Annotated in this window: 12 protein-coding genes; 6 read left to right on the forward strand and 6 right to left on the reverse strand. The window is 66.7% G+C overall.

The annotated features are described in order from the left end of the window. The first annotated feature begins 6 nt into the window (after nt 1-6). On the forward strand, nt 7-477 hold the full coding sequence (locus tag GLA29479_RS11690; protein ID WP_057916501.1) for a DUF4019 domain-containing protein: 471 nt from the start codon (nt 7-9) through the stop codon (nt 475-477). Nucleotides 478-693: 216 nt separating this feature from the next. Further along, on the forward strand, nt 694-1,170 hold the full coding sequence (locus GLA29479_RS11695; RefSeq protein WP_144436478.1) for a hypothetical protein: 477 nt from the start codon (nt 694-696) through the stop codon (nt 1,168-1,170). Between the two features lie 305 nt (nt 1,171-1,475). On the opposite strand, the gene GLA29479_RS24530 is transcribed toward GLA29479_RS11695, so the two are convergent. Continuing rightward, a complete protein-coding gene (locus GLA29479_RS24530) occupies nt 1,476-2,027 on the reverse strand; it encodes a hypothetical protein (RefSeq protein WP_144436479.1) in 552 nt (183 codons plus the stop codon). A gap of 328 nt (nt 2,028-2,355) precedes the next feature. Here GLA29479_RS24530 and GLA29479_RS11705 point away from each other — a divergent pair, with 328 nt between their 5' ends. Genes GLA29479_RS11705 through GLA29479_RS11720 form a run of 4 tightly spaced genes read left to right on the forward strand, consistent with a single transcriptional unit; the run spans nt 2,356 to nt 6,768 of the window. After that, nucleotides 2,356-3,090, forward strand: a complete 735-nt coding sequence (locus GLA29479_RS11705; protein WP_425599930.1) for a DUF3348 domain-containing protein — start codon at nt 2,356-2,358, stop codon at nt 3,088-3,090. Between the two features lies 1 nt (nt 3,091). After that, complete coding sequence (locus GLA29479_RS11710) at nt 3,092-5,473, forward strand: DUF802 domain-containing protein (protein WP_057971690.1); 2,382 nt, start codon at nt 3,092-3,094, stop codon at nt 5,471-5,473. Further along, nucleotides 5,470-6,102, forward strand: coding sequence for an OmpA family protein (locus tag GLA29479_RS11715; protein WP_057916506.1), 633 nt, complete (start codon nt 5,470-5,472; stop codon nt 6,100-6,102). Before GLA29479_RS11710 ends, GLA29479_RS11715 begins: the two co-directional genes overlap by 4 nt. Nucleotides 6,103-6,108: 6 nt before the next feature. Next, nucleotides 6,109-6,768: a DUF2894 domain-containing protein gene (locus tag GLA29479_RS11720; RefSeq protein ID WP_211264973.1), complete on the forward strand. Its 660-nt coding sequence runs from the start codon at nt 6,109-6,111 to the stop codon at nt 6,766-6,768. A 47-nt stretch (nt 6,769-6,815) separates the two neighbouring features. Here GLA29479_RS11720 and GLA29479_RS11725 read toward each other — a convergent pair whose 3' ends face one another. The 5 genes from GLA29479_RS11725 to GLA29479_RS11745 all read right to left on the reverse strand — a co-directional run bounded on the left by GLA29479_RS11725 (nt 6,816) and on the right by GLA29479_RS11745 (nt 19,358). After that, nucleotides 6,816-7,418 (reverse strand): hypothetical protein, encoded by a 603-nt coding sequence (locus tag GLA29479_RS11725; RefSeq protein ID WP_144436480.1) that lies wholly within the window; start codon nt 7,416-7,418, stop codon nt 6,816-6,818. Between the two features lie 697 nt (nt 7,419-8,115). After that, complete coding sequence (locus GLA29479_RS11730; RefSeq protein WP_057971693.1) at nt 8,116-8,646, reverse strand: hypothetical protein; 531 nt, start codon at nt 8,644-8,646, stop codon at nt 8,116-8,118. A gap of 217 nt (nt 8,647-8,863) precedes the next feature. Then, on the reverse strand, nt 8,864-9,676 hold the full coding sequence (locus GLA29479_RS11735) for a C2 family cysteine protease (RefSeq protein WP_057971694.1): 813 nt from the start codon (nt 9,674-9,676) through the stop codon (nt 8,864-8,866). Nucleotides 9,677-10,002: 326 nt separating this feature from the next. Continuing rightward, nucleotides 10,003-18,282, reverse strand: a complete 8,280-nt coding sequence (locus GLA29479_RS11740; RefSeq protein WP_057971695.1) for an RHS repeat domain-containing protein — start codon at nt 18,280-18,282, stop codon at nt 10,003-10,005. A gap of 194 nt (nt 18,283-18,476) precedes the next feature. Next, complete coding sequence (locus GLA29479_RS11745; protein ID WP_144436482.1) at nt 18,477-19,358, reverse strand: hypothetical protein; 882 nt, start codon at nt 19,356-19,358, stop codon at nt 18,477-18,479. Nucleotides 19,359-20,100 lie beyond the last annotated feature (742 nt).

Below are 20,100 nucleotides of genomic sequence, written 5' to 3' on the forward strand. Positions count from 1 at the left end.
AGGCCCATGAAATGCTTCCTGCTGACGATGGCCATCGGCCTGTTATCCACGACGGCGCTCGCCCAGGCACCGGTGCAAGCGCAGCGGCCGGCGCCGGCAGCGCAACAGGCCGCTGCGCGCGACGTCGATCCGAATACGCTGGCCAATACCGCGCTGCAACTGCTGCAGGCGATCGATCGCGACCAGGCCGGTGCGCTGTGGGACGCCTCATCGAACGTGACCAAGCGTTCGGCCAAGCGCGAGGACTTCGTCGCTTATGTCGGCAGGACTCGCAAGCCCCTGGGCACGGCGGGTTCGCGCAGCTGGATAGGGGTACGCCGCGAAGTGGTCGGCAACGGCGCCCCGCTTCCGCCCGGCCTGTACGCCAGCATCGAGTTCTCCAGCCAGTTCCAGGGCAAGCGAGCGGCGAAAGAGCTGATCTCCCTGCGCCAGGACGAAGACGGTCTGTGGCGGTTCTCCGGCTACGTCATTCAGTGATGCGTTCGATGCGGTCTGCAAGCGGGTGCGGATCGTATCCTCGCGCCCTCGCGCCCTGAGACATTCTGGCTGCCCTGTCCGGCTTGTCCGGACCATCGGGCTGGCATGTGCGGTGACCCGGGCCACCATGGTTCCGCTCTGAATGCTTCAGCTCGGAGCCCCGGGGCGTGTCCGACCGGCTAGACTGGATCGTCGAGTCGCAAGGGAATGCGTGTCATGAAACGGGAAATCGCAAACGAGGTCGCGCGGCTTGGCGGCGATCCGCCCGATGGCGCATCGCGGCGCGAACCGGCTCCCGGCATGATGACTTCGAAATCAGGCAGCACCGCCACGGCCATCGCGCTGCGCGTATTTCTCGCAAGCGCCCCGCTGGCCGGCCTGTATCTCTACGCCCAATACGCTTTCGGGCAGGCCCGCGCGCAGGAGCATCGTGGCGACACGGGGCTCGGCATTGCCATCCTGCTCGCCATCGTCTGCGTCAGCCTGATACTTTCGTTCCTGGTCGATCTCATGGTTCAGATCGCCAGGAAACGCATTGCCGCGTCGATGACGAGCCTGCTGATCCTTGCGGTTCTATGCGTGCCGCTCGGCTGGTTCGGCTGCAACTGGTTCGATCTGCGCGGGAGCATGGTGTGCGAGCAGGTCGGCGATGCATTCGGGGCGTTTCTCGGATTATTCGAGAAAGCAGCCTGACGGTCCGTTCGCGCCGGCCGTTTCAGCTCCCTCCATGGGCGATGCTCCTGCTACAGGAGCGGACAACTCGGCGTCACCGTCTCGCCGTTCGCCATGAGGCCTGACGAGCGGCAGCACTGGCCGCGGCGAATCACCTGGAAGACGTTTGTGCCAGCCTCGTCGGCCGAGCCAAGTGATCGCTCGGCGACCTTGATCACGGCGTTGCCGCATTGGAGGCGGTGTGGGCTCGGCCGCCGCCTGGCTTCATAGTCGGGAAAACGGATGCGTGCAGAGGTTGCGTTGGCAGTTCTGTGCCGAAACAGCGGTTAGCTGCCTTCGATCTCGGCGACTACGTAGATCTCTCCTGGCTCGCTGGGGTGCTCTTCCAGGGTCATTTCGATGGAATGAGCCTCCGCGTGCTTCTGGATCGCTGCCACATATTCGTTCGACTTGACGCTCCAAAATCGCAGCGTTTCGACGAAGCCTTGAGCGCCGTCGGAGCCCAGGAGTTTCTGCTCGTAGATCGCTCGGCCTTTGATGCGGCCTTTCCGGGGCATTGGAAAAGTGGAAATGGCGTAACTGAGAGGGCGATAGAAATCGTCGGGCTGTTCGGACGAGCGCAGCCAAGAGCCTTCTCTCGAAACGTACCAACAGTTCGTACATATCCGTCCGCCCTTTTCCCCGATGGCCAGGCAATCGGCTGCCCGGCTCCAGACCTCCAGGTTCCTGCTAGGGCGGTGCGGATCATCGGCAAGCTTGGCCGAGTCGACGAGGTGCCCCTGCTTGCATATCGGGCAAGCGGAAAATGCATCGCTGGCTAGCAGCGGCACCGATAAGGACGTGAGTATCAATCCTGCGACAAATCGACGTCGATCCATGCGTCTTGTCTCGGAGTCGAGGCATACCGCCTGCGGGGAAGGGGATCATCTCGCGCCGTAATGAGCTCGGCAAGCGAGGGGCCTGTAACGGGCTCACGCCGCCGCAGGTGCGCCAAACCGGCGGGTAGAGGCCACCGATGGCGCAGCGATGGATCACCCTCCGGGCCGCTAGCGCCCTGCCCAGGGCATGGCACACATCATTATGAATCGGCTGAATCGGCCGCCGGGGCCGTATTTAGGCTCCGGGCCTGCCGTCCTTCGCGGCTTGTCAAGCCGTGGGCGTTTTTCATTTACGTGTAAAATGGCGATCTTTTAGCCAGTAGTAATGATGGAAGCACCCCGACGGGCGACGGTTCGTGGCCCGACGTTCATCCGCTCGCTCGCTCGCCTGACGGCTGCAGACCTTCCCCAGCCCACGCGATCGTTGTCGGATCAACTGAGTCTATGGATCGATTGGACTCACGCGGTGGCGTTGTCCACTGCGCTGGACGGCAAGCCGCCCGCGGCCGTCCTCGACGAACGGACCCTGACCCGCATCGACGAAGACGAATGCGCCCGCGTGCGCGGCGCCTTGGCGCAGGCCATCGCCGGCGATCGTGCGTTCGGCGCCAGGCCGAGCGGGCCCGGCTTGTCGGCGGCCGAGCAGGCGTTGGCCGAGGAAAGCCTGGATTACCCGTTCTATCGCCAGCGCTATCTGGCGATGCAGCAGGGCATGGAGGCCGGCGTCGGCCGCCTGCGCGAGCGTCTGCGTGCGCGACTGGCGCTGCGCAGCGACGGCCTGGAGCGGCTCGCGGCGGTGGATACGGTCATGGAGCGGGCACTGAGCCGGCGCGAGCGGACGCTGTGGTCGGCCGGGCCGGTCTTGCTCGGCCAGCACTTCGAGCGTCTGCGTCAGGCCGCGGCCTACGCGCAAACCTCGGGCGATACGTCGGCGGCTGTCTCCGACGTCTGGCTGGAGGCGTTCCGCAACGACATGCACAAGGTGCTGCTCGCCGAATTGGATGTTCGCCTACAACCTGCGCAGGGCCTGCTTGCGGCCCTTTGCACCAGTCCCCACGGATAACATGTTCAGAAATTCGCTCTATCCCGCTGTCTTTCTCGCAGGTTTGCTCGCCGTAGTCTGGGTCGGTGCCGGCTACGTCGGTTCGAATGCCCTGGCGCTGTCGGTCGCGTCGTTGATCGCCGTCTGCTATCTCGCCGGCGGGTTCGAGCTGTACCGCTATCGGCAAGCCACCGTCACCCTGACGCGCGCCGTGGCCGAGTTGTCGGCGCCGCCGTCCAGCCTCGGCGACTGGCTCGGGCGTCTGCATCCTTCGCTGCGCAATGCCGCGCGCCTGCGCATCGAAGGCGAGCGCGTGGCCTTGCCGGCGCCGGGGTTGACGCCGTATCTGGTCGGCCTGCTGGTGTTGCTGGGCATGCTGGGCACCTTGCTCGGCATGATGACGACTCTGCGCGGCACCGGCATGGCGCTGCAAAGCGCGACCGACCTGCAGGCCATCCGCGAATCGATCGCCGCTCCGGTCACCGGCCTGGCGTTCGCGTTCGGCACCTCGATCGCGGGCGTCGCCGCCTCGGCGATGCTCGGCCTGCTGTCCGCGCTGTGCCGGCGCGAACGCGGCCTGGCGGTGCAAGGCCTGGACCTCGCCATCGCGACGACGCTGCGCGGCCATTCGCAGGTTCATCAGCGCGAGGAGGCGTTCAAGCTGTTGCAGCGCCAGACCGAAACGATGCCGGCGCTGGTCGATCGCCTGCAGGCGATGATGGCGACGATCGAGCAACAAAGCCTGCTCGTGCACGAGCGCCAGCTCGCCGGTCAGGAGGCGTTCCATGCCAAGACCGAAGCGACCTATGCCGGCCTGGCGACGTCGGTCGAGCAGTCGCTGAAGCAGAGCATCGACGAGAGCGTGCGAGCCAACAGCGCGGCGCTGCAACCGATCCTCGACACCACGATGGCGGCGATCGCGCGCGAGACCGCGGCGATGGCGGCCATCGAGCAGCAGAGCCTGCTCGCGCACGAGCGCCAGGTCGCCGGCCAGGACGCGTTCCATGCCAGGACCGAAGCAGCCTATGCCCAATTGGCAGCGTCGGTGGAGCGGTCGCTGAAGGACAGCATCGGCGAGAGCGTCCGTGTCACCAGCGCCGTACTGCAGCCGGTCGTGGAAACCACGATGGCGGCGATCGCGCGCGAGACGGGCGCGCTGCACCAGACCCTCACGCGCGAGACAGGCGTCTTGCACGAGACCGTTACCCGCGAGACCGGCGCGCTGCGCGAGAGCGTCGCCCAGGCCGTGCAACAGCAGGTCGACGGGCTGTCGGCGGGCTTCGCCACGGCCACCGCCACCGCCGCGACCAGTTGGAGCCAGGCGCTGCTCGAACAGCGACAGTCCAACGCAGGTCTGATCGAGGAGCTGGGCAACACCTTGCAAGGCTTCAGCGGCCGCTTCGACCAGGGGGCCACCGGCCTGCTGGAAAGCTTGTCGACACGTTTCGACGCCAGCACCGGCCAGGCCGCGGACGCCTGGAAACAAGCCTTGTCGCAGCAGCTCAGCGCCAACGACGAGATGGCGGCGCGCAACCAGCAGGCGCTGCTCGCCGCCGCGGCGACGTTCGAGGGCCATGCCGTGTCCCTGGTGGGCACACTGCAGGATGCGCATAAGCAACTGCAGGACGCGCTGGAATCGCGCGATCAACAGCGCCTGGCGGCCTGGGCCGAGAACTTCGGTTCGATGACCGCCGCCTTGGGCGAGCGTTGGCAGCAAACCGGCGAACAGGTCGCGAGCCGGCAGCAGGAGATCTGCGACACGCTGGCGCGCACCGCGCAGGACATCTCGACGCGGACCCAGGCCCAGGCTCAGGACACGATCGCCGAGATTACGCGCCTGGTCGACGCCGCCTCGGAAGCGCCGAAAGCGGCGGCCGAGGTCATCGCCGAACTGCGCCAGAAGCTGTCCGACAGCATGGTCCGCGACACCGCCATGCTGGACGAGCGCAATCGCCTGCTGGCCACCTTGGAAACCCTGCTCGACGCGGTCAACCATGCCTCCACCGAGCAGCGCACCGCGGTCGACGCGCTGGTGGCGACCTCGGCGGATCTGCTCGATCGCGTCGGCACCCGCTTCACCGATCACATCGAGGCCGAGACCGGCAAGCTCGGCACGGTCGGCGCGCAGATCGCCGCCGGCGCGGTCGAAGTGGCCAGCCTGGGCGATGCCTTCGGCGCGGCCGTGCAGCAGTTCGGCGAGACCAACGACAAGCTGGCCGAGCGCCTGCAAGGCGTCGAGGTCGCGCTGGACAAGTCGCTCGCGCGCAGCGACGAGCAACTGGCCTATTACGTGGCCCAGGCCAAGGAAGTCATCGACCTGAGCATGCTGGCGCAGAAGCAGATCATCGACGACATCCATCAGTTGGCCGACCGGCAGGCATCGGTCGGAGCGCAAGCGGCATGAACGTGGAGATCGACGGCGACGCCGAATCCAATGCGCCGATCTGGGCCGCGTTCGGCGACCTGATGTCGGTGCTGGTCGGCGTGTTCGTGCTGATCCTGGTCGGCGTCATCGGCGTGCAACTGCAGCTTTCGAACAAGCTCGGCGAGGAAGTGAAGCAGCGCCAGCTCGAAGCGCAACGCCGCAAGACCCTGGAGCAGGCGCTGGCGGTGCCGCTGGCGGCGGGTCGGGTGACCCTGATCAACGGCCGCATCGGCATCAGCGGCAGCGTCTTGTTCGCGCTGAACTCCGAGCACCTGCAGCCGGAAGGCCGGGAACTGTTGAAGACCCTCGCCGGCCCGCTGTCCGAATATCTGCGATCGCGCGACGAGATCCTGATGGTGAGCGGCTTCACCGACGACCGCCAGGTGCGCGACGGCAACCGCCAGTTCGCCGACAACTGGGAGCTGTCGGCGCGGCGCGCGCTGACCGTGACCCGCACCCTCATCGCCGAAGGCGTGCCCGCTTCGTCGGTATTCGCCGCCGCGTTCGGTTCCGAGCAGCCGGTGAGTTCGAACGCGCAGGAAGCGGGGCGGGCCAAGAACCGGCGCGTGGAAATCGCCCCGATCCCGAAGCCGTCCAAGGCGATGTGACACGCCGTGAGCCGTAATCCTCCACTGCAGGCCCGAGCGATGCTCGATGCCTGGCGCGAGCAAGGCGCCGATCGCATGAGCCCGATGCGCTTTCATCGCATCGACGCCCTGGCGCGCCGCGCCGCCGCGCATGGCGGCGAAGTGCGGCGTCTACTGGACAGTCGTTTGGCCGAATTGATCGGCGCCTACGCCGGCGATCTCGAGCAGGCTGCGTCCAAGACCGAAGCTGCCGGCGTCACAACCGCCGACGCGTGTGCCGACGCTGGCTTGAGCGGTCTGGTCGACTACATCGCCGACCGGGCCACGCTGCGCGATGGCCTCGCAGCCGATGGCGCTTCGAGCGGCGCAGCGTTTCCGGAACTCGGCGCGCTCGATGAGTTCCGCCGGCTGTGGTCGAAGCTCCGCGTCGAGAGCCAGTTGCGACAGTCGCTGGAGCAGTCGCCTGCGAATGCCGGTCCGCTCAATTCCGGCAGGCTGGTGCACCGCTCGCTGACCCTGATGAGCGAGTTGTCGCCGGGGTATCTGCAGCAGTTCCTGGCCTACGTCGACGCCCTGACCTGGATCGAGCAGATGAACGACAGCGGCGTGCTGGCCCTGGAAGAGACCCAGCGCAGCGGCAGCGGCGGCAAACGCGTGCGGGAAAAGCCGCGCAAGCGGCGCGAGTGAGCACGGCTCGGTTCGTCGCTATCGGCGGCGCGGCGCAGCGTCGGAGTTCAACGCCTACTCCCTGATGCGGGTGTCGAGGCGCCACGGTTCGGGCGGAGCCGTTTGCGGATCGCCAGGAAACCGACGCGCAGCGCAGCCGACAGGCTCGCGAACAAGACCGCGAAGATGCAGGGCAGGATCGCGCCGAAGATGAAGGTCATGCCGGCGACGAAACCGAGCATGCACTCGGCGCGATAGATCGGAGCGATGATCGCCAAGGGCAGCAGGCCGAAGAAGATCGCTTTGGTGATGTCGGTGGCGCCGAGCTCGAAGCTGGTGGCCAGGGCCGCGCCGTACGCCAACGACGTGATCAGTCCGACCCAGATGCTTCTGTGCGTGCCGGGACGATTGCGGAGCCGCACGCCGAAGGCCCAGCCGAGCACGGGCAGGATGATCAGGCCGAACCAGTTGGAGATCTCAGGCAGGTCGGCCCGATTCAACACATGATGGCTGCGAACGCCGCCATCGAAGTACTCGGAGCCGAGGTGCATGCAGGCGAAGGCCAGGGCGAGGAGCGCCCCGGCCAGCGGCAGGCGATAGGAAGATGTCATCGGTGCGGCCTCATCGACTGAACGCCGATGAATATCCTCCGAGGATCGCTCGCAGGCCATAGGCAGGAAGTGGGCATGACCATCGGTGGCGGGGCCGGGGTGCCCGGTTGTCGCGTCGCGGACGGAAGCTCTGCTCTCGCCACTGCGAGGCCATCCCCTGCAGGAGCGACGTAAGTCGCGACCGCCATGCCCCGATCTCGCGTCGTCACCGGGTGATGCTCCTGTAGGAGCGACGTAAGTCGCGACCGCGACGTATCAATCTACCGCCGCTGCCGGATAGAGCCCAGGGTAGGGGCGGTGTCCTACTGGATTTCCTTCGGTCACAAGCCGCGACCGCATCGTTTCGGTCTCGCGACGGATCTCTGAAGCAAGATCAGGATCAAACGCTCAAAGCTTCCGCCACTAAAGCGGCGGGTTACTTTCTTTTGTCATAAGCAACAAAAGAAAGGTAACCAAAGAAAAATGCTTTTCTTTGAATCACAGGCCCGCACGAGCGATGCATGCGCAGGGATTTTTCATACGGGACATCCCTGTCCCGATGAAAAACGGCGCGCATCCCTGCGCGCCGCCCTCCGGGTCTTCTATTGCCTTCGCGAAGCTTAAGCGTCGCACAGCAACGGCGTAAGCAGAGGCAAAGCCAAAGGCAAAGCCAAAGCCAAAGCCAAAGCCAAAGCAAAGGCCCGGGCCGGTTGAAGGCTCGGGCCTTTGCGGGCGGCTCACTTTCGAACGCGACCGCACGGTCGCTTGCGGCTTCGAATCAGGGCTGGACGAGTTCGACGAAGCCCAGCATTTCGCCGGCGCGCGGCTGCAGGCGCGCGACGCGTAGCGAACCGGTGTCGAGCTTCAGCTCGCCGTCGCGGGCGATGTCGTGGCGGTGGACCTTGACGGCATCGACCACGTCGCGCGGATGCAATTTCGGCCAGGTTTCGATGCTGACGCTGTCGCGATCGAGGGCGACGATGCGCAGGGCTTGCTCGCCGATGGTCAGTTCGCCGCCTTCGACCAGGACCAGCGATTTGTTCGCCGGCGCATCGATGCCCGGCGCGCTGAATTCGACCAGCGACACGTTGTCGCGCTGACCGTCGTTGCCGACGTCCTGCACGCGCAGGAAACCGCCGGCGATCGGGAACACGTCCGAACGCTTGAGCTTGAGTTTGCCGAGCCAGCGCTTGTCCTCGTTCCATACGTCCAAACGCACGTCCTGGCGGTCGAAGACGTTGACCAGGCCGAGTCGCGTATGGCTGTGCGTGGCGGTGCGGCCCTGGATGATCTGGATGCTGTCGCTCATGCTGGCTCCTGCCTTCTTGGCGGCGTGTGGATACTCGTGCGCGTCGACGCGGGATAACAGCGCAAGACCCAGTATCGCGGCCGTGACGGCCAGGAAAAGTCTGTTGTTCATCTGCGTGATCGCCTGGATGGGAACGGCAACGGCATGTAAGCACTTGGCCCAGGAACGCGCAAGCCGCACGGGCGTGCGGCTTGCGTGGATATTCAGCGGCGGGTGCTTACTTGGTGGGCGTCGAATTCACTTCGTGGTACAGCTTCTGGTAATCGCTGTACGGCATGTCGACGTCGCTGTGGCCCCAGGGATTGTCGAGCTTGATGCGGGTGTTGCCGTCGGCGTCGGTATAGACGTCCTCGACCCGGTAAGCGTGACCGCCGACCGCGCCGTAGTCGGCGGCCAGCTTCTTCTGCTCGTCGTTCCAGCCGTCCGAGCCGGCGGTCCAGGCGACCACGGCCTCGCCGTTCTTCAGCTTGTCGCTGAGCTCGCCGGAGTCGTACTCGGACGGGCTTTCGGTGCGCGAGTCGCGGCCCAGGATGGCCTCCTGCACGTCGGCCGGGCTCTCGCCGTCGTCGTAGGTCTTGTAGCCGCCGTCGGCGTACTGGGCGTAGGCCTTCTCGATGATCGCCGGCCACACTTCGCCCTGACCGTCCTTGCCCATGTCGCCGATGTCGGCGGCCTTGCCGTCGAACGGGCCGGCCACGGTCACTTCTTTCTTGTCCCAGCCCGAGCCGATGCCGAGGAAGCCGTTGTCGTACTCGTTGAAGGTGACGGTGTAGGTGCCGTCGCCGTTGTCGCGGATCATGTTCTTGAGCACGTCCGGGTTCTGCGCCGCGATCGACTTGATCGTCGACAACACCGCGCAACTGCCGTAGCCGTCCTGATTGACGTCGTTGGGATCGATGGCGTTGCTGTCGCCCTCGCCCTGCACGAACGGCGTTTCGGTGGCGTTGGCCTTGGCGGCCTTCTCGTGATCGATTTCGGCGGGCAGGTTGACCGGCTGGTAGGCGTAGAAATTGGCGTTGCTCAGTTCCATGAGTCTGCTCCGGGGGAAGCTGTCGAGGATTCCGGCGCAGGTTACGTAATGATGAGGGCTGGCAAAACTAGGGCGTACCCCAGTAGGGATGGCCCCAGGATGCGTTGCCGACGAGCGACGAATCGGTGCGTCATACAACGCTCGTTTGTGCCGCGAATCGCCCGCGAGGCCTGCGATTCGGCGAAGCGGGCCCGAGGCCGCGAGCGCGGTATGCATCGATGCGGCGGATAGAAGCCGCCGTATCGGCGAACGCCGGCAATGGGGGCTGCCGCCGAACAGGGAGCATTGCCGGTCCCTGTTCGGCGCGGCCGATGCGTCGCCGCCGATCAGCCGCCGCCCGATTGGCCGCGGCCCTTGGTGGCGGTGGCGACACCCCACACCGCGTACCCCGATGCCAACAGCCAGCCGCCGGCGATGTAGCCGACCACGGCCTCTTGCGTGGTGGCGAGTTTCTGCGCGCTCTGCAGCAGGTTGTTCCAGGAGTTGCTGGCCTTCACCAGCCGGCTCGACTCGCTGGTGATCGCGCTGTCGGCGGGGCTGAGACTGGTGAAGCCGTTGTACATGCTCACCGCGGCGCCTTCGACCATGCCCTCGGCCGCGCTCAGCAGCACGTCGCTCGCAGTGATCTTCTTGCCGGTGACGGCATCGGTGATCACCTCCGAAACCGCCGAGCCGACGAAGCCGGTCGCGGCGCGGGTCAGGGTGCGGAACGCGATCGTCTTGGCCGTGCCCCAAGCGGCGGCATCGCCCATCGCCGCCGGCATCGACGCCAGACCGTTGAATCCGCCGGTCACCGCGCCGCTGAGCGCGCCGACGCCCATCGCCGAGAAGAAGCCCTTGGCGGTGAAGTCGCGCCCGTGCAGGGCGTCGTACTCCAGCCCCTGCATGCCCGCGCCGGAGATGGCGCTGGAAGCGGAATTGATCACCACGCTGAGCGCGTTGCGGGCCACCGCGGTAGCGGTCTTGAGCGGAACCGAGGCATCGACGGCATCGGCGCCGGCGCCGGCGGCGACATCGGTGGCGCCACCTGCGCCGGCCAGGTCGATCTCGGCATCGATGGCCTCCGGCGCGGCGGCGCCGTCGGTCACCACGCTGAGCGCCAGTCCGCCCACGGCGACGGCGACCATGGCCACGCCGATGCCGACTTGGGCCCACAACGAGATGTTGCCGGTCGGGTCGACGTAGTTGAGTGGGTTGTCGCTGGCGAACAGATAGGGGCTGGCGAACTGGCGCGCCGAGTCCGGGGCGAGGAAACGCATCAGCGACGGGTCGTACAGGCGCGCGCCGAAGTCGTAGAGACCGCTGTCGGAGTCGTATTGCTTGCCGGCGAACAACAGGTTCCAGTCGCCCGGACCGGCGCTCGACAACACCGCGCCGAACGGCGCGTAGTCGAACGCGTTCTGTGCATTGCCGGCGTCGTCGAATACCGCCCAGACGCTTTGCTGATAATCGTTGACCGGATAGCGCAGGGCGCCGTCGTGCACCGCGACCAGCCCGCCCGGCCCCCAGACGCAGACTTGCAATGCGTCGCCGTTCCAGACCATGAGCGGGGCCGAGCCGGCGCCGTAGAAATAGATCCGGCGCGTGTCGCCTTGCTGCCGCAGCGCGCAGTGGTTGTTCATGCCGCGTGCGTAACGGATGGTGTCGAAGCCCGGCGAGGCGACGGTCGCGGTCGAGAACAAACAGGGGTCGTAGCCGATGTCCAGGCCGCGCCATTGCGAGGGCGCGCCGTCGGCGTGGTATTCGAAGGTCGAAGCGGGGCCGCTGCCGAAAGTCGCCGTAGCCAACCGGTTGTTGCCGGGGCTGCACGGTGTCGACAGCGTGACACCGTCGGCGGTGGAGGCCCAGATATTGCCGTTCGCATCGATGCTGTCGATGCTCAGGTTGCCGGTATCGCCCGACACCACCGTGGCCGTCGCCAGGCGTTGCTGATCGTCGTAGACGTAGTTGCTCTGGCGCGTGCCCGTGGCGATCGCGGTGGCCAGCTGGGTGGTGCGTTGTTGCACCAGGCGGTCGGGGGTGTAGCTGAAGGATTGCGCGAATGCGACCGCGCCGCCGACGCTGGCCTGGTGCAAGGTCACGCAGCCGGGCGAATCGTAGTTCCACAGTTCCGACAGCGCGCCGCGGACCGCCGTCTGCAACTGGCCGTTGGCGGTCCAGGTGTAGCGGGCGATGGCATCGGGCGCCTGCGGTGTGCCGATCGAAACGATGCGGCCGAGGTCGTCGTAGACGTAGACGATGGCCGGCAGCGGCGCGCCGTCGGGCAGGTCGATGCGCACCACTTCGTTGAGGTTGTTGTAGGCGAAGCCTACCGTCGCATCCTGTGTCGCGGCGCCGTCGATCTGCAAACGCGCGGTGATTGCGCGACCGAGCCCGTCGTAGCTCCAGGACTCGACCACGGTGCAGGCGCCGAGGCCGTCGCCGGGATCCGGGTTGTAGGTGGTCGTTTCGACCAACTGCCCGAGTGCATTGGGGTCGCTGCCATCGCCGTCATAACGATAGACGCGTCCGGGCACGGCACCGTCGGCCGCGGCGGGCCAGTTGGGGTCATCGAGGTAGGGGTTCAACGCGGCCGGGTCCCACGCCGCTTCGAGCACGCCTTCTTCGAGCACGCGGCCGAGCGCGTCGTAGCGGCGATACAGCAAGTACTGTTGGCCCGAATCGAGTGCGGGCTGGACGAAGCGCAGCTGGCCCTTGCCGTTGTAGAGCACCTGGGTCTGGCCGGTGTCGGAATCCTGATAGCTGGCCACTTGTCCGAGCGGGTCGACCACGGTGGTGCGCACATACGCGCTCGGGTCCGATTGCGGCGTCGCGGTGAATGCGTTCGGCAGTTGCAGCGAGATCGTCGTGGCCGCGGCACCGGCATCGGCATAGCCGGGCAAGGCCAGGCTCTGTCCCGCCTGTTGGCCCGATTGCCCCGATTGCACCATCGCGGTCGCGCGCTGGCTGGTGTCCACCAGTTGCCGCGCGCTGTATCCGCCGGGCGAGAGGCTGGTGGTCGCGTAGAAGCTGCCCGGCGCTACCGGATCGGTCGCGGTGCTGGCGCCGTAGGCGGTGCGTATGGTCTGGCGCTGCGATTCGGGCACGCTGAGGATGTCGTGGATGGCCAGTTGCAATCCCGGCTGGCCGCCTTCGACCGCGCGCGAGGTCGCCGCCGCTTCGTAGCGCGAGCCGTAGTACGGATAGCCTTGATCGTTCGAGCGCATGCCGCCGTCGTCGCTTTGCCCTGCGTAGTAATCGGCGACGTCGCCTTGCATGAGCCAACTGTCCGAGGTTGCTGCAAGGAAGGCCGCGACATCCAGGAAGGCGGGGCGATAGGTCAGCATCGGCGCCTGCGCGCCGCTGCCGAAGCTGCCCGGCGCTGCCTTGGTGCCGGCGAGCAGACGGTCCAGCCCGTCGTACACCGAGGCGGCGACCAGACTGTCGCCGCCGTTGCGCTGCTGGGTCTGGCGCAGCCGCGCGGCGCCGTCGTTGTACGACAGCAGCGTGCGCGGATCGCCGCCGAACCCGAGTTGGCTGATGCGCAGCGCGTTGGGGCCGGTGTCGAAAGCGAACCCTTGCGCGGGCGTGGTGGCGGCGGCCGCGCTGAACACCACTTGGCCGTCGACGAAGAACAGCGTTTGGCCGCCGCCGAGCAGCAGCAACCATTGCCTGCCCAGGCCCGGCGCCGATGCCAGCGGCGCGGGCCCGGCGCTGCCGTCGGCGAGCGTCCAGGACCAGCCCGAGGCGGTGCTCCAGGCGATGCGTTCGCCGTCGCCGAATTGCAGCGCCAGGGTGCCGGCGGGCGCGGCCAGGGGCTTGAGCTCGATGAAGAATGCGACCGAGTCGGGCGGGTTTCCGCCCTGCCAGGTCAGGGTCGCGGGCGTGGCGTTCTGTTTCAGCAGGGTGCCGTTGCCGCACTGCCAGTCGGCCGCATCGCTCGGCGCCCAGCGGGTCTGCCAATCGTTGCCGTTGCGGAAGGTTTCGGTGTTGCCGCCCTGGGCGAACTGCAAGGTGAGCTCGCAGTTGGGGCTGGCGTCGTCGAAAACGTCTTCGGCATTGCCCAGGCGCGACAGGAAACGCAGGTCCAATTCCTGCCATTGGCCGTCGGCACCGACCGCGCCGAGGGTCTGGGCGAAGCGGTCATAACGGATGAAATCGCAGGCGCCGGCGAGGTTCATGCTCGCCAGCAACAATCGCGTGGAGGCCTGCCAGGATTGCACGGTGACATCGCAGCCCACCGGAATCAGCAGCACGCCGTCGAGCAGCACCGCGCCGTTGCCCGGGTTGGCGATGGACAGGCCGACGCTGTCGCAGCCCTGCGGCAGAGCGACGATGTCGCTGAGATAGCTCCACTCGCCCTGGGTGTCGGGCAAATCGAAGGAAGACGAAGTCGCGCCCGCGGTGACGGTGATCGCGCCGCTGCCTCCGTCGTAGCCGGATGCGGTCAGATAGCGCAGCGCGAACCGGTACGCGGTTCGGCCTGCACTCGGCGTCACCGCGGTGGAGACGCTGCCGGCGACCGCGAGCGACAAGCTTTGTTCGCCGAGCCAGGCTTGTTGCGGATCGGGCTGGGTGCCGCTCAACTGCCAGCCATCGGTGCTTTCGTAGGTCTGGAAGCCGCACCAGGCGCACTCGCCGGCGACGGCGCCGCGGAACGCGGCGATCGGCAGGCCGCTGCCGTTGGCGGAATAGGTGGTAGCGCAGGTGACGCCTGCGCCGTCGGCGTTCTGCAGCACCGTGCCGTCGGCCGCGCGCGTCTGGATCAGGCTCAGCGGCTGCCAACCCGCCGGTATCTGTCCCGGCGTCCAATCGGCGAACGCAAACGCATCGCTGCCGGCGGTCCAGCCGAAATCGGCGGCTTCGGCGAGCGTGCTCACCTCGTCCCACAGCGTCGGCCAGCTCGACAGCGCCATCGCCGAGACCGAGGTGGTGACGCCCGCCTGAGTGGTGCGTTGTTCGATCTTGGAGGTCAGATCGTTGAGCGTGCAGCTGACCGCATAGGCATCGCAGGCATAGCGGTAGTCGATGGTGTCGACCTCGCTGTTGCCGGAGCCGTCGACGACGGTGGACTGGACGCTGACCGGTTGGCCGGAATACGGCGCGGACAGCCCCGCGGGCACGTAGGACGTGGTTCGGCTGGAGGCCACGCCGTCGGCCAGTTTCTGCTGCGCGGTCTGCACCACGTAGGCGCCGTACAGCGTTCGCACCGGCACGCCTGGATCGGTCGGGTCGCCGGCTCGCTGCACATAGGCGGTCCATTGATTGGTGATCGAGCCGACCTCGCTGCCGTTCGCATCGATCGCGGTCACGCTGTAGAGCAGGCCATCGAGCATGCCGTACCAATCGTCGCCGGTGACGATCTGGTTGCCGTTCAAATAGCGGCTGACCACCGAGCCATTGGCGTTGTCTTGTGCGCTGCCATCGGGATAGACCGTGGACTGGTAGTACTTGACGATGCTGCCGGTGGCGTCGCAGGCGGCGCTGCTCGCATCGAACACATAGGCCGTGGTCGAAGACTCGGACAGGCCGTCGTCGAGGGCGATGCTGCCGACCGGCCAATCCTGGATCGGGCCGAGAATGCCGTTGCCGGCATAGCGATTGAGATTGACGCTGGTGGCGGCGTCGAGGCTGCCGGCGCTGCCCGGATAGGTGAAGAACGCCATCGGCCCGCCGGGCCAGGTGCCGGCGCCCTGGCCCGGTTGCTGCGCGGTCCACATCGCCTGTTCGCCGAGCACCTGGGCACCGCCGAATACTGCGCCGTTGCGCAGCACGAAGGCCGAGGTGGCGCTTGCGGTGCCGCCGGGAACACCCTGGTCGTAGAGCGAGCAGGCGATGAAGGTCGGCCCCTGGTTGAGCAGCGAGGCCGAATTGAGCACGTACGGGCCCTGGCCCGGCGCCGCGGTGTCGATCAGGGTTTGCAGGTCGGCGATGCTGGTGGCGACGGCGTCGCCCCAATCGGTGGCGACGCCGCGGAAGAACAGCTGGGTGCCGATCGCCAGATAGTCCGGACTGCCGGCGCCGACCCAGTTGGCGGTCGCGGCATGGCTGTTCGGAATGCTGAGTCCGCTCACGCTGGTGGGCGTGCCGAAGGCGTCGGCGGTGGGGTCGTAGCCGAGCACCTGCGCCGAGGGCATGCCATTGCTCTGCACCAACACCTGCACGACGTAGTCGGGGCCGTAGCCGTAACGCTGTTCGGCGTTGGTGGTACCCACCGGCACCATCGCGCTGTCGATCGACCAGCTGGCGCCGTCGAAGCGGGCCACGTTCGCGGCCACGCATACCATCGAATTGGCGACGCTGGTCGGCGCCCACGAGGTCGGGTGCTGCGCGGAAAAATTATCCGTGCACGAGAACTTCGTGGCCGGCTGGGCGAACTGGTATTGGTCGTTCCATTGCACCAGCCACAGGTCGTAGTTGTTGCGGTTGGTGCCGGCGACCAGCAGATGCGAGATCGCCAGCAGGGAGGCGTCGCCGGCCAGCGCGATCGAATCGGTGCTCGCGATGGAGAAGCCGAGTGCCAGCGGCGTTGCCGAGTGCCACTGGCCGCTGGCGTCGAGCCAATCCAGATTGACGTTGGCGCCGATATCCAGGCTGGCGACGTAGTCGTGGCCGCTGGCGAACCAGCGGTAGCTCAAGCCGGATTGCTGCTGGTAGTTCCAGTTCTGCCCCGGCCAGTACCAGCTGAACCTCACCGTATCGCAGGTCAGTTTGGCGGGGTTGGACTGCACCGCGAAGGCGAAGGAGTCGCCGGCCAGGATCTGCACGCTGCCGTTGCTGTTGTTCCAGCTCCAGGTCGGCGAGTTGAGGCCGCCCGAGCCCTGGCCGCCCGAAGCGGCGATCCAGCGGCCGGGGCTCGCCATGTCCTGGCGGAACAAATGCAGGTTGGTGGTGGTGCTGGTCAGATACGAAACGGCGATGAAGTCCTGGCTCGCCTGCACCGACAATAGGTTCGAGGCGGTCTGGCCCTGGCTGCCGTCGAGCAACAGCGGCGAGTTGCCCTCCGGCGGCCACACCGTCCATTGGCCGTTCCAGGTGTAGACCTGCATCGACAGACTGCCCTGGCCGTCGTTGCACCACAGCACCACAGCGTAGTCGGGGCCGAACCAAACCCGCGCGTTGGAGCCGTTCGGCATCTGCGTCGGCGGGCCCGCGGGCAGGGTGCGGTCGCAGATCGCCAACGCTTGCTGGGTGTACTGGTAGGTCGCGCTGCCGCCGCTGGGCCAGACGATGCGGTTGAGCGCGCCGAGATTGTCGTCCGTTCCGCCATCGAGCACGTAGCCGTAGCGATAGCCCGGCAAGGAGTCGCCGTCGGCGTTGCTGAGCGTCATCGAAGTGAGCAGGCGCTTGCAGGTATCTCCGGAGGCGCCGGCGACGTTGGCCACCGGCGAGGCGGGCAGGGGCTGGTACTCGAACTCGACCGCGAACAACGGCGCGCCGCTCGGCTGCAACACGTCGATGGACGCCAGATACAAGGTCTCGTAGCAGTCCTGGAAACCGTTAGGGTCGGTATTGGGGATGGCCTTGTGCGGGTCGTCGTACTCGCGCGGACTGGAAGGCGTGGCATCGCTCCACAGTTTCTGCCCGTAGTTGAACACCACGCTGCGGCCGAACACGTCGTTGATGCGGCCCAGGTAGCAGGCCTTGGTGTAGGGCTTGCCGCCCTCGGCCACGAGCTGTTCGACCTGGTCGAGCAAGCCCGCGGCAGTGCGCTCGAAACAGTTGTACGCGTAGGTCACCGACTCGCCGAAGATGCTGTAGACGCGTTGCAGGTGCCAGGCGCGGGCGAACTGGCGCTGGCCTTGGGCGAGGCTGCTGTTGCCCTGCCACAGCGCACGACCGTTGGCGTCGGTCCACTGCACGCCCCATTCGATGCTGTCGCCGGCGCTGGTCGCGTAGCCGGCGTCGGTCGCGGCGACGCCGCCGCCGAACGACATGCGCTGGCCCGAATCGTTGGTGACACACCAGCGCTCGTAACGCGGGTAATACAGCACCTTCCAGAATCGGTAGCTGGCCAGCTGATAGGCCTCGCCGCCGTCGGCGGCGACCAGCGTATCGCCGAGGCTGAGTGCGAACTCCTGCTCCAGCGCATCGTCCTGCAAGGTCCAGGTAGCGCTGCCGTCGACGACCACCACGGCCGTGGCGGATAGAGGCAATCCGCGCGAGACGAACTCGTTGCGGATCGCCGCCGGCACGGCTTGGCCGTCCTGAAGCTGGGAGGCCAAGGTCGGGTCCATGGAGAACAACGGCGGCGCGGTCGGGTCGAACACGATCGCGCTGGCGTTGCCGCTCACCGACAAGGTGTAGCTGCGCTGGCCGGGCGTGGGGCAGTTGCCGTCGTCCATGCGGATCTGCGCCAGCGGCAGCGTCCAGCCCATGCCGAGCACGCCGGTGGGCTGGTCGCGGTTCCAGGTCATCGCCTGCTGATTGACGTTGCTCTGGTACTGCATCGTCAGCTGGATCTGCAGGCCGTCGTTGTTGCTGCGCCCCGGCAGCGAGAACAGGTCCTGGGTGTAGTTCACGTCGCCGCGAAACAGGTTGACGCTGTTCTTGAGCACGCCGACGCTGCTGGCGTCCATCTGGAAGGTGCGGATGCTCGGTGCGCTGGTGCCGGACGGACTGGCCATGGTGTTCTCCCTGAAAGTGCGCGCGGCCAGCGTTCGCGGCGTGGCGCGAGACGGTTTCGGTTAGTGCGTGGCGGGCGAGGCGATTGCCGGTGCGCTGTCCGCAGACGCCCTGCAGTGAGCAGGGCGCCTGCGGCGGGCCGTACGACTTGTCGTCGCGAACGGCCGCTCGGCGCGCGCGTGGCGCGCCGCCGATCTCACGAGATGGTGCTGGTGTAACCGATGATGATGCCGCTGGCGTAGCTGGCGCCGTCGTTCTGGTGATTGCCGCTGTTGTCCTGCATCCAGGCCGAGCCGTTGACCTCGGCATAGCCCTGGCCGGTATTGCCCAGGATCAGGCCGGCGCCGAACGAGCGGACGTTGTGATCGGTGCTGCCATTGAACTGCACCTGGAAGCCGGTGAGCAGCAACAGGAAGCTGTTGTAGTTGGCGCCGAATGAAATCCGCGTGTCGCTGGAGGCGTTCTGCAGGTTCGGCAAGGTGATCGCCTGGATGTTCAGCGAAGAATCGCAATTGACGATCAGGCCGCCGTCGACGGTCGCGGTCGACACGTTGTTGCCGTGGCCGTCGTACATCGAGGCGGCGGAGGTCACCGCTACGCTGCTGGAGGACGTCGATACGCCGGCGCGCGCGGCGATGTGCAGGATCTGGTGATCCGAATTGCCGTACGACAGATCGAAGCCGGCCAGCGCCGCGGTGTCGATCAGCGTGGTCGTGCCCGGGATCGGATAGGACTGGCTGCTGCTGCCGTTGGGCACGCCGTCGACGTTGGTGAACAACAGTTGCGAATCGGCCGTGCCGGTCCAGGCCAGTGCCACCAGTTCGATATAGGAATCGTCGACGTTCATGCTGTTGCCGCTGGAGTCGACCAGGGTCGCGTCGACGTTGACCGACAGCTGTTGGCCGCTGGCGCTCGGCGACAGGCTGATGCTGGCGGTGCGGATCCAGTGGTCGGTGCCGGTGCCGTAGCTGAGGTTGAACGAGCGGATGCCCACCACGTAGGCGGCGATGTTGTTGGCGAACTGGTGGGCGAAGGTCTTGCCGGGGCGCACGGTTCCGGAAGCGATCTCTAAAGCCATGGGACTCTCCTTGGCAGGGGCGGCCCTCGGCGAGGGCCGCGTTCACGCTGTGTGGAAAACAAGCGATTACCGCACCGGGATCGGACGCTGCTCGGGCGGCAGGAGACGGGCGGGATCTCCATGCATCGGAGATCGGCGCCGGACGACGGTTGCAACGACGGTTGGCTGACGGGTCCTCCGCGGGCCGGCGATTGTCAAGGTGAAACGCCGCCGCAACGCCGACGCGGCCATCGTCGCGCCAGTGGGATTCGAAACTGCTAGCGACTGAGCGGAACGAACTTGCGTTCGGTCAAATATCGGACGAATCGGCGGGCCGCGAAGCGGTGGAATCCGCGTTTGCGGCAGGCGACGAGCGGTCTAGAAATCGCAAACGCTCGCATCGATTCTGGTCGATGCGCTCGATGAAAGCGACTAAAAATACCGATGGCGGTGAGCCGCGAATGCGGCGCGCTATTGCTTTCTCGCGCGCGCGTTTTCGTCTCGCCGGTGTGCGCTCGAAACGGTGCCATTCGAAAGGTCGACGCTGCGAAATGACGGCCGCCACGGAGACAGCGATGGATGCCGATGGCCTACGTTGCCGCGCGAGCAAATCCCCCGCGCTGAAGCGGCGGTCGATCTCGTGCGTGCGTCGGGCGCTTGCCCTCTTCTTCATAGGGGGCAATGGATTGCGCGCCCATTGTTGAACGAGCCTTTGCAGGCATAAGCCGCACGCGGCGACCCCTGCCCATTCAGAAACGCCGGG

It is taken from the genome of Lysobacter antibioticus, assembly GCF_001442535.1.
Taxonomy (GTDB): domain Bacteria; phylum Pseudomonadota; class Gammaproteobacteria; order Xanthomonadales; family Xanthomonadaceae; genus Lysobacter; species Lysobacter antibioticus.

Excerpts from the sequence above, each read along its gene's own strand:
- GLA29479_RS11690 (WP_057916501.1), top strand. The coding sequence starts at position 7 with ATGAAATGCTTCCTGCTGACGATGGCCATCGGCCTGTTATCCACGACG.
- GLA29479_RS11695 (WP_144436478.1), top strand. The coding sequence starts at position 694 with ATGAAACGGGAAATCGCAAACGAGGTCGCGCGGCTTGGCGGCGATCCG.
- GLA29479_RS24530 (WP_144436479.1), bottom strand. The coding sequence starts at position 2,027 with ATGGATCGACGTCGATTTGTCGCAGGATTGATACTCACGTCCTTATCG.
- GLA29479_RS11705 (WP_425599930.1), top strand. The coding sequence starts at position 2,356 with ATGGAAGCACCCCGACGGGCGACGGTTCGTGGCCCGACGTTCATCCGC.
- GLA29479_RS11710 (WP_057971690.1), top strand. The coding sequence starts at position 3,092 with ATGTTCAGAAATTCGCTCTATCCCGCTGTCTTTCTCGCAGGTTTGCTC.
- GLA29479_RS11715 (WP_057916506.1), top strand. The coding sequence starts at position 5,470 with ATGAACGTGGAGATCGACGGCGACGCCGAATCCAATGCGCCGATCTGG.
- GLA29479_RS11725 (WP_144436480.1), bottom strand. The coding sequence starts at position 7,418 with ATGGCCTGCGAGCGATCCTCGGAGGATATTCATCGGCGTTCAGTCGAT.
- GLA29479_RS11730 (WP_057971693.1), bottom strand. The coding sequence starts at position 8,646 with ATGAGCGACAGCATCCAGATCATCCAGGGCCGCACCGCCACGCACAGC.
- GLA29479_RS11735 (WP_057971694.1), bottom strand. The coding sequence starts at position 9,676 with ATGGAACTGAGCAACGCCAATTTCTACGCCTACCAGCCGGTCAACCTG.
- GLA29479_RS11740 (WP_057971695.1), bottom strand. The coding sequence starts at position 18,282 with ATGGCCAGTCCGTCCGGCACCAGCGCACCGAGCATCCGCACCTTCCAG.
- GLA29479_RS11745 (WP_144436482.1), bottom strand. The coding sequence starts at position 19,358 with ATGGCTTTAGAGATCGCTTCCGGAACCGTGCGCCCCGGCAAGACCTTC.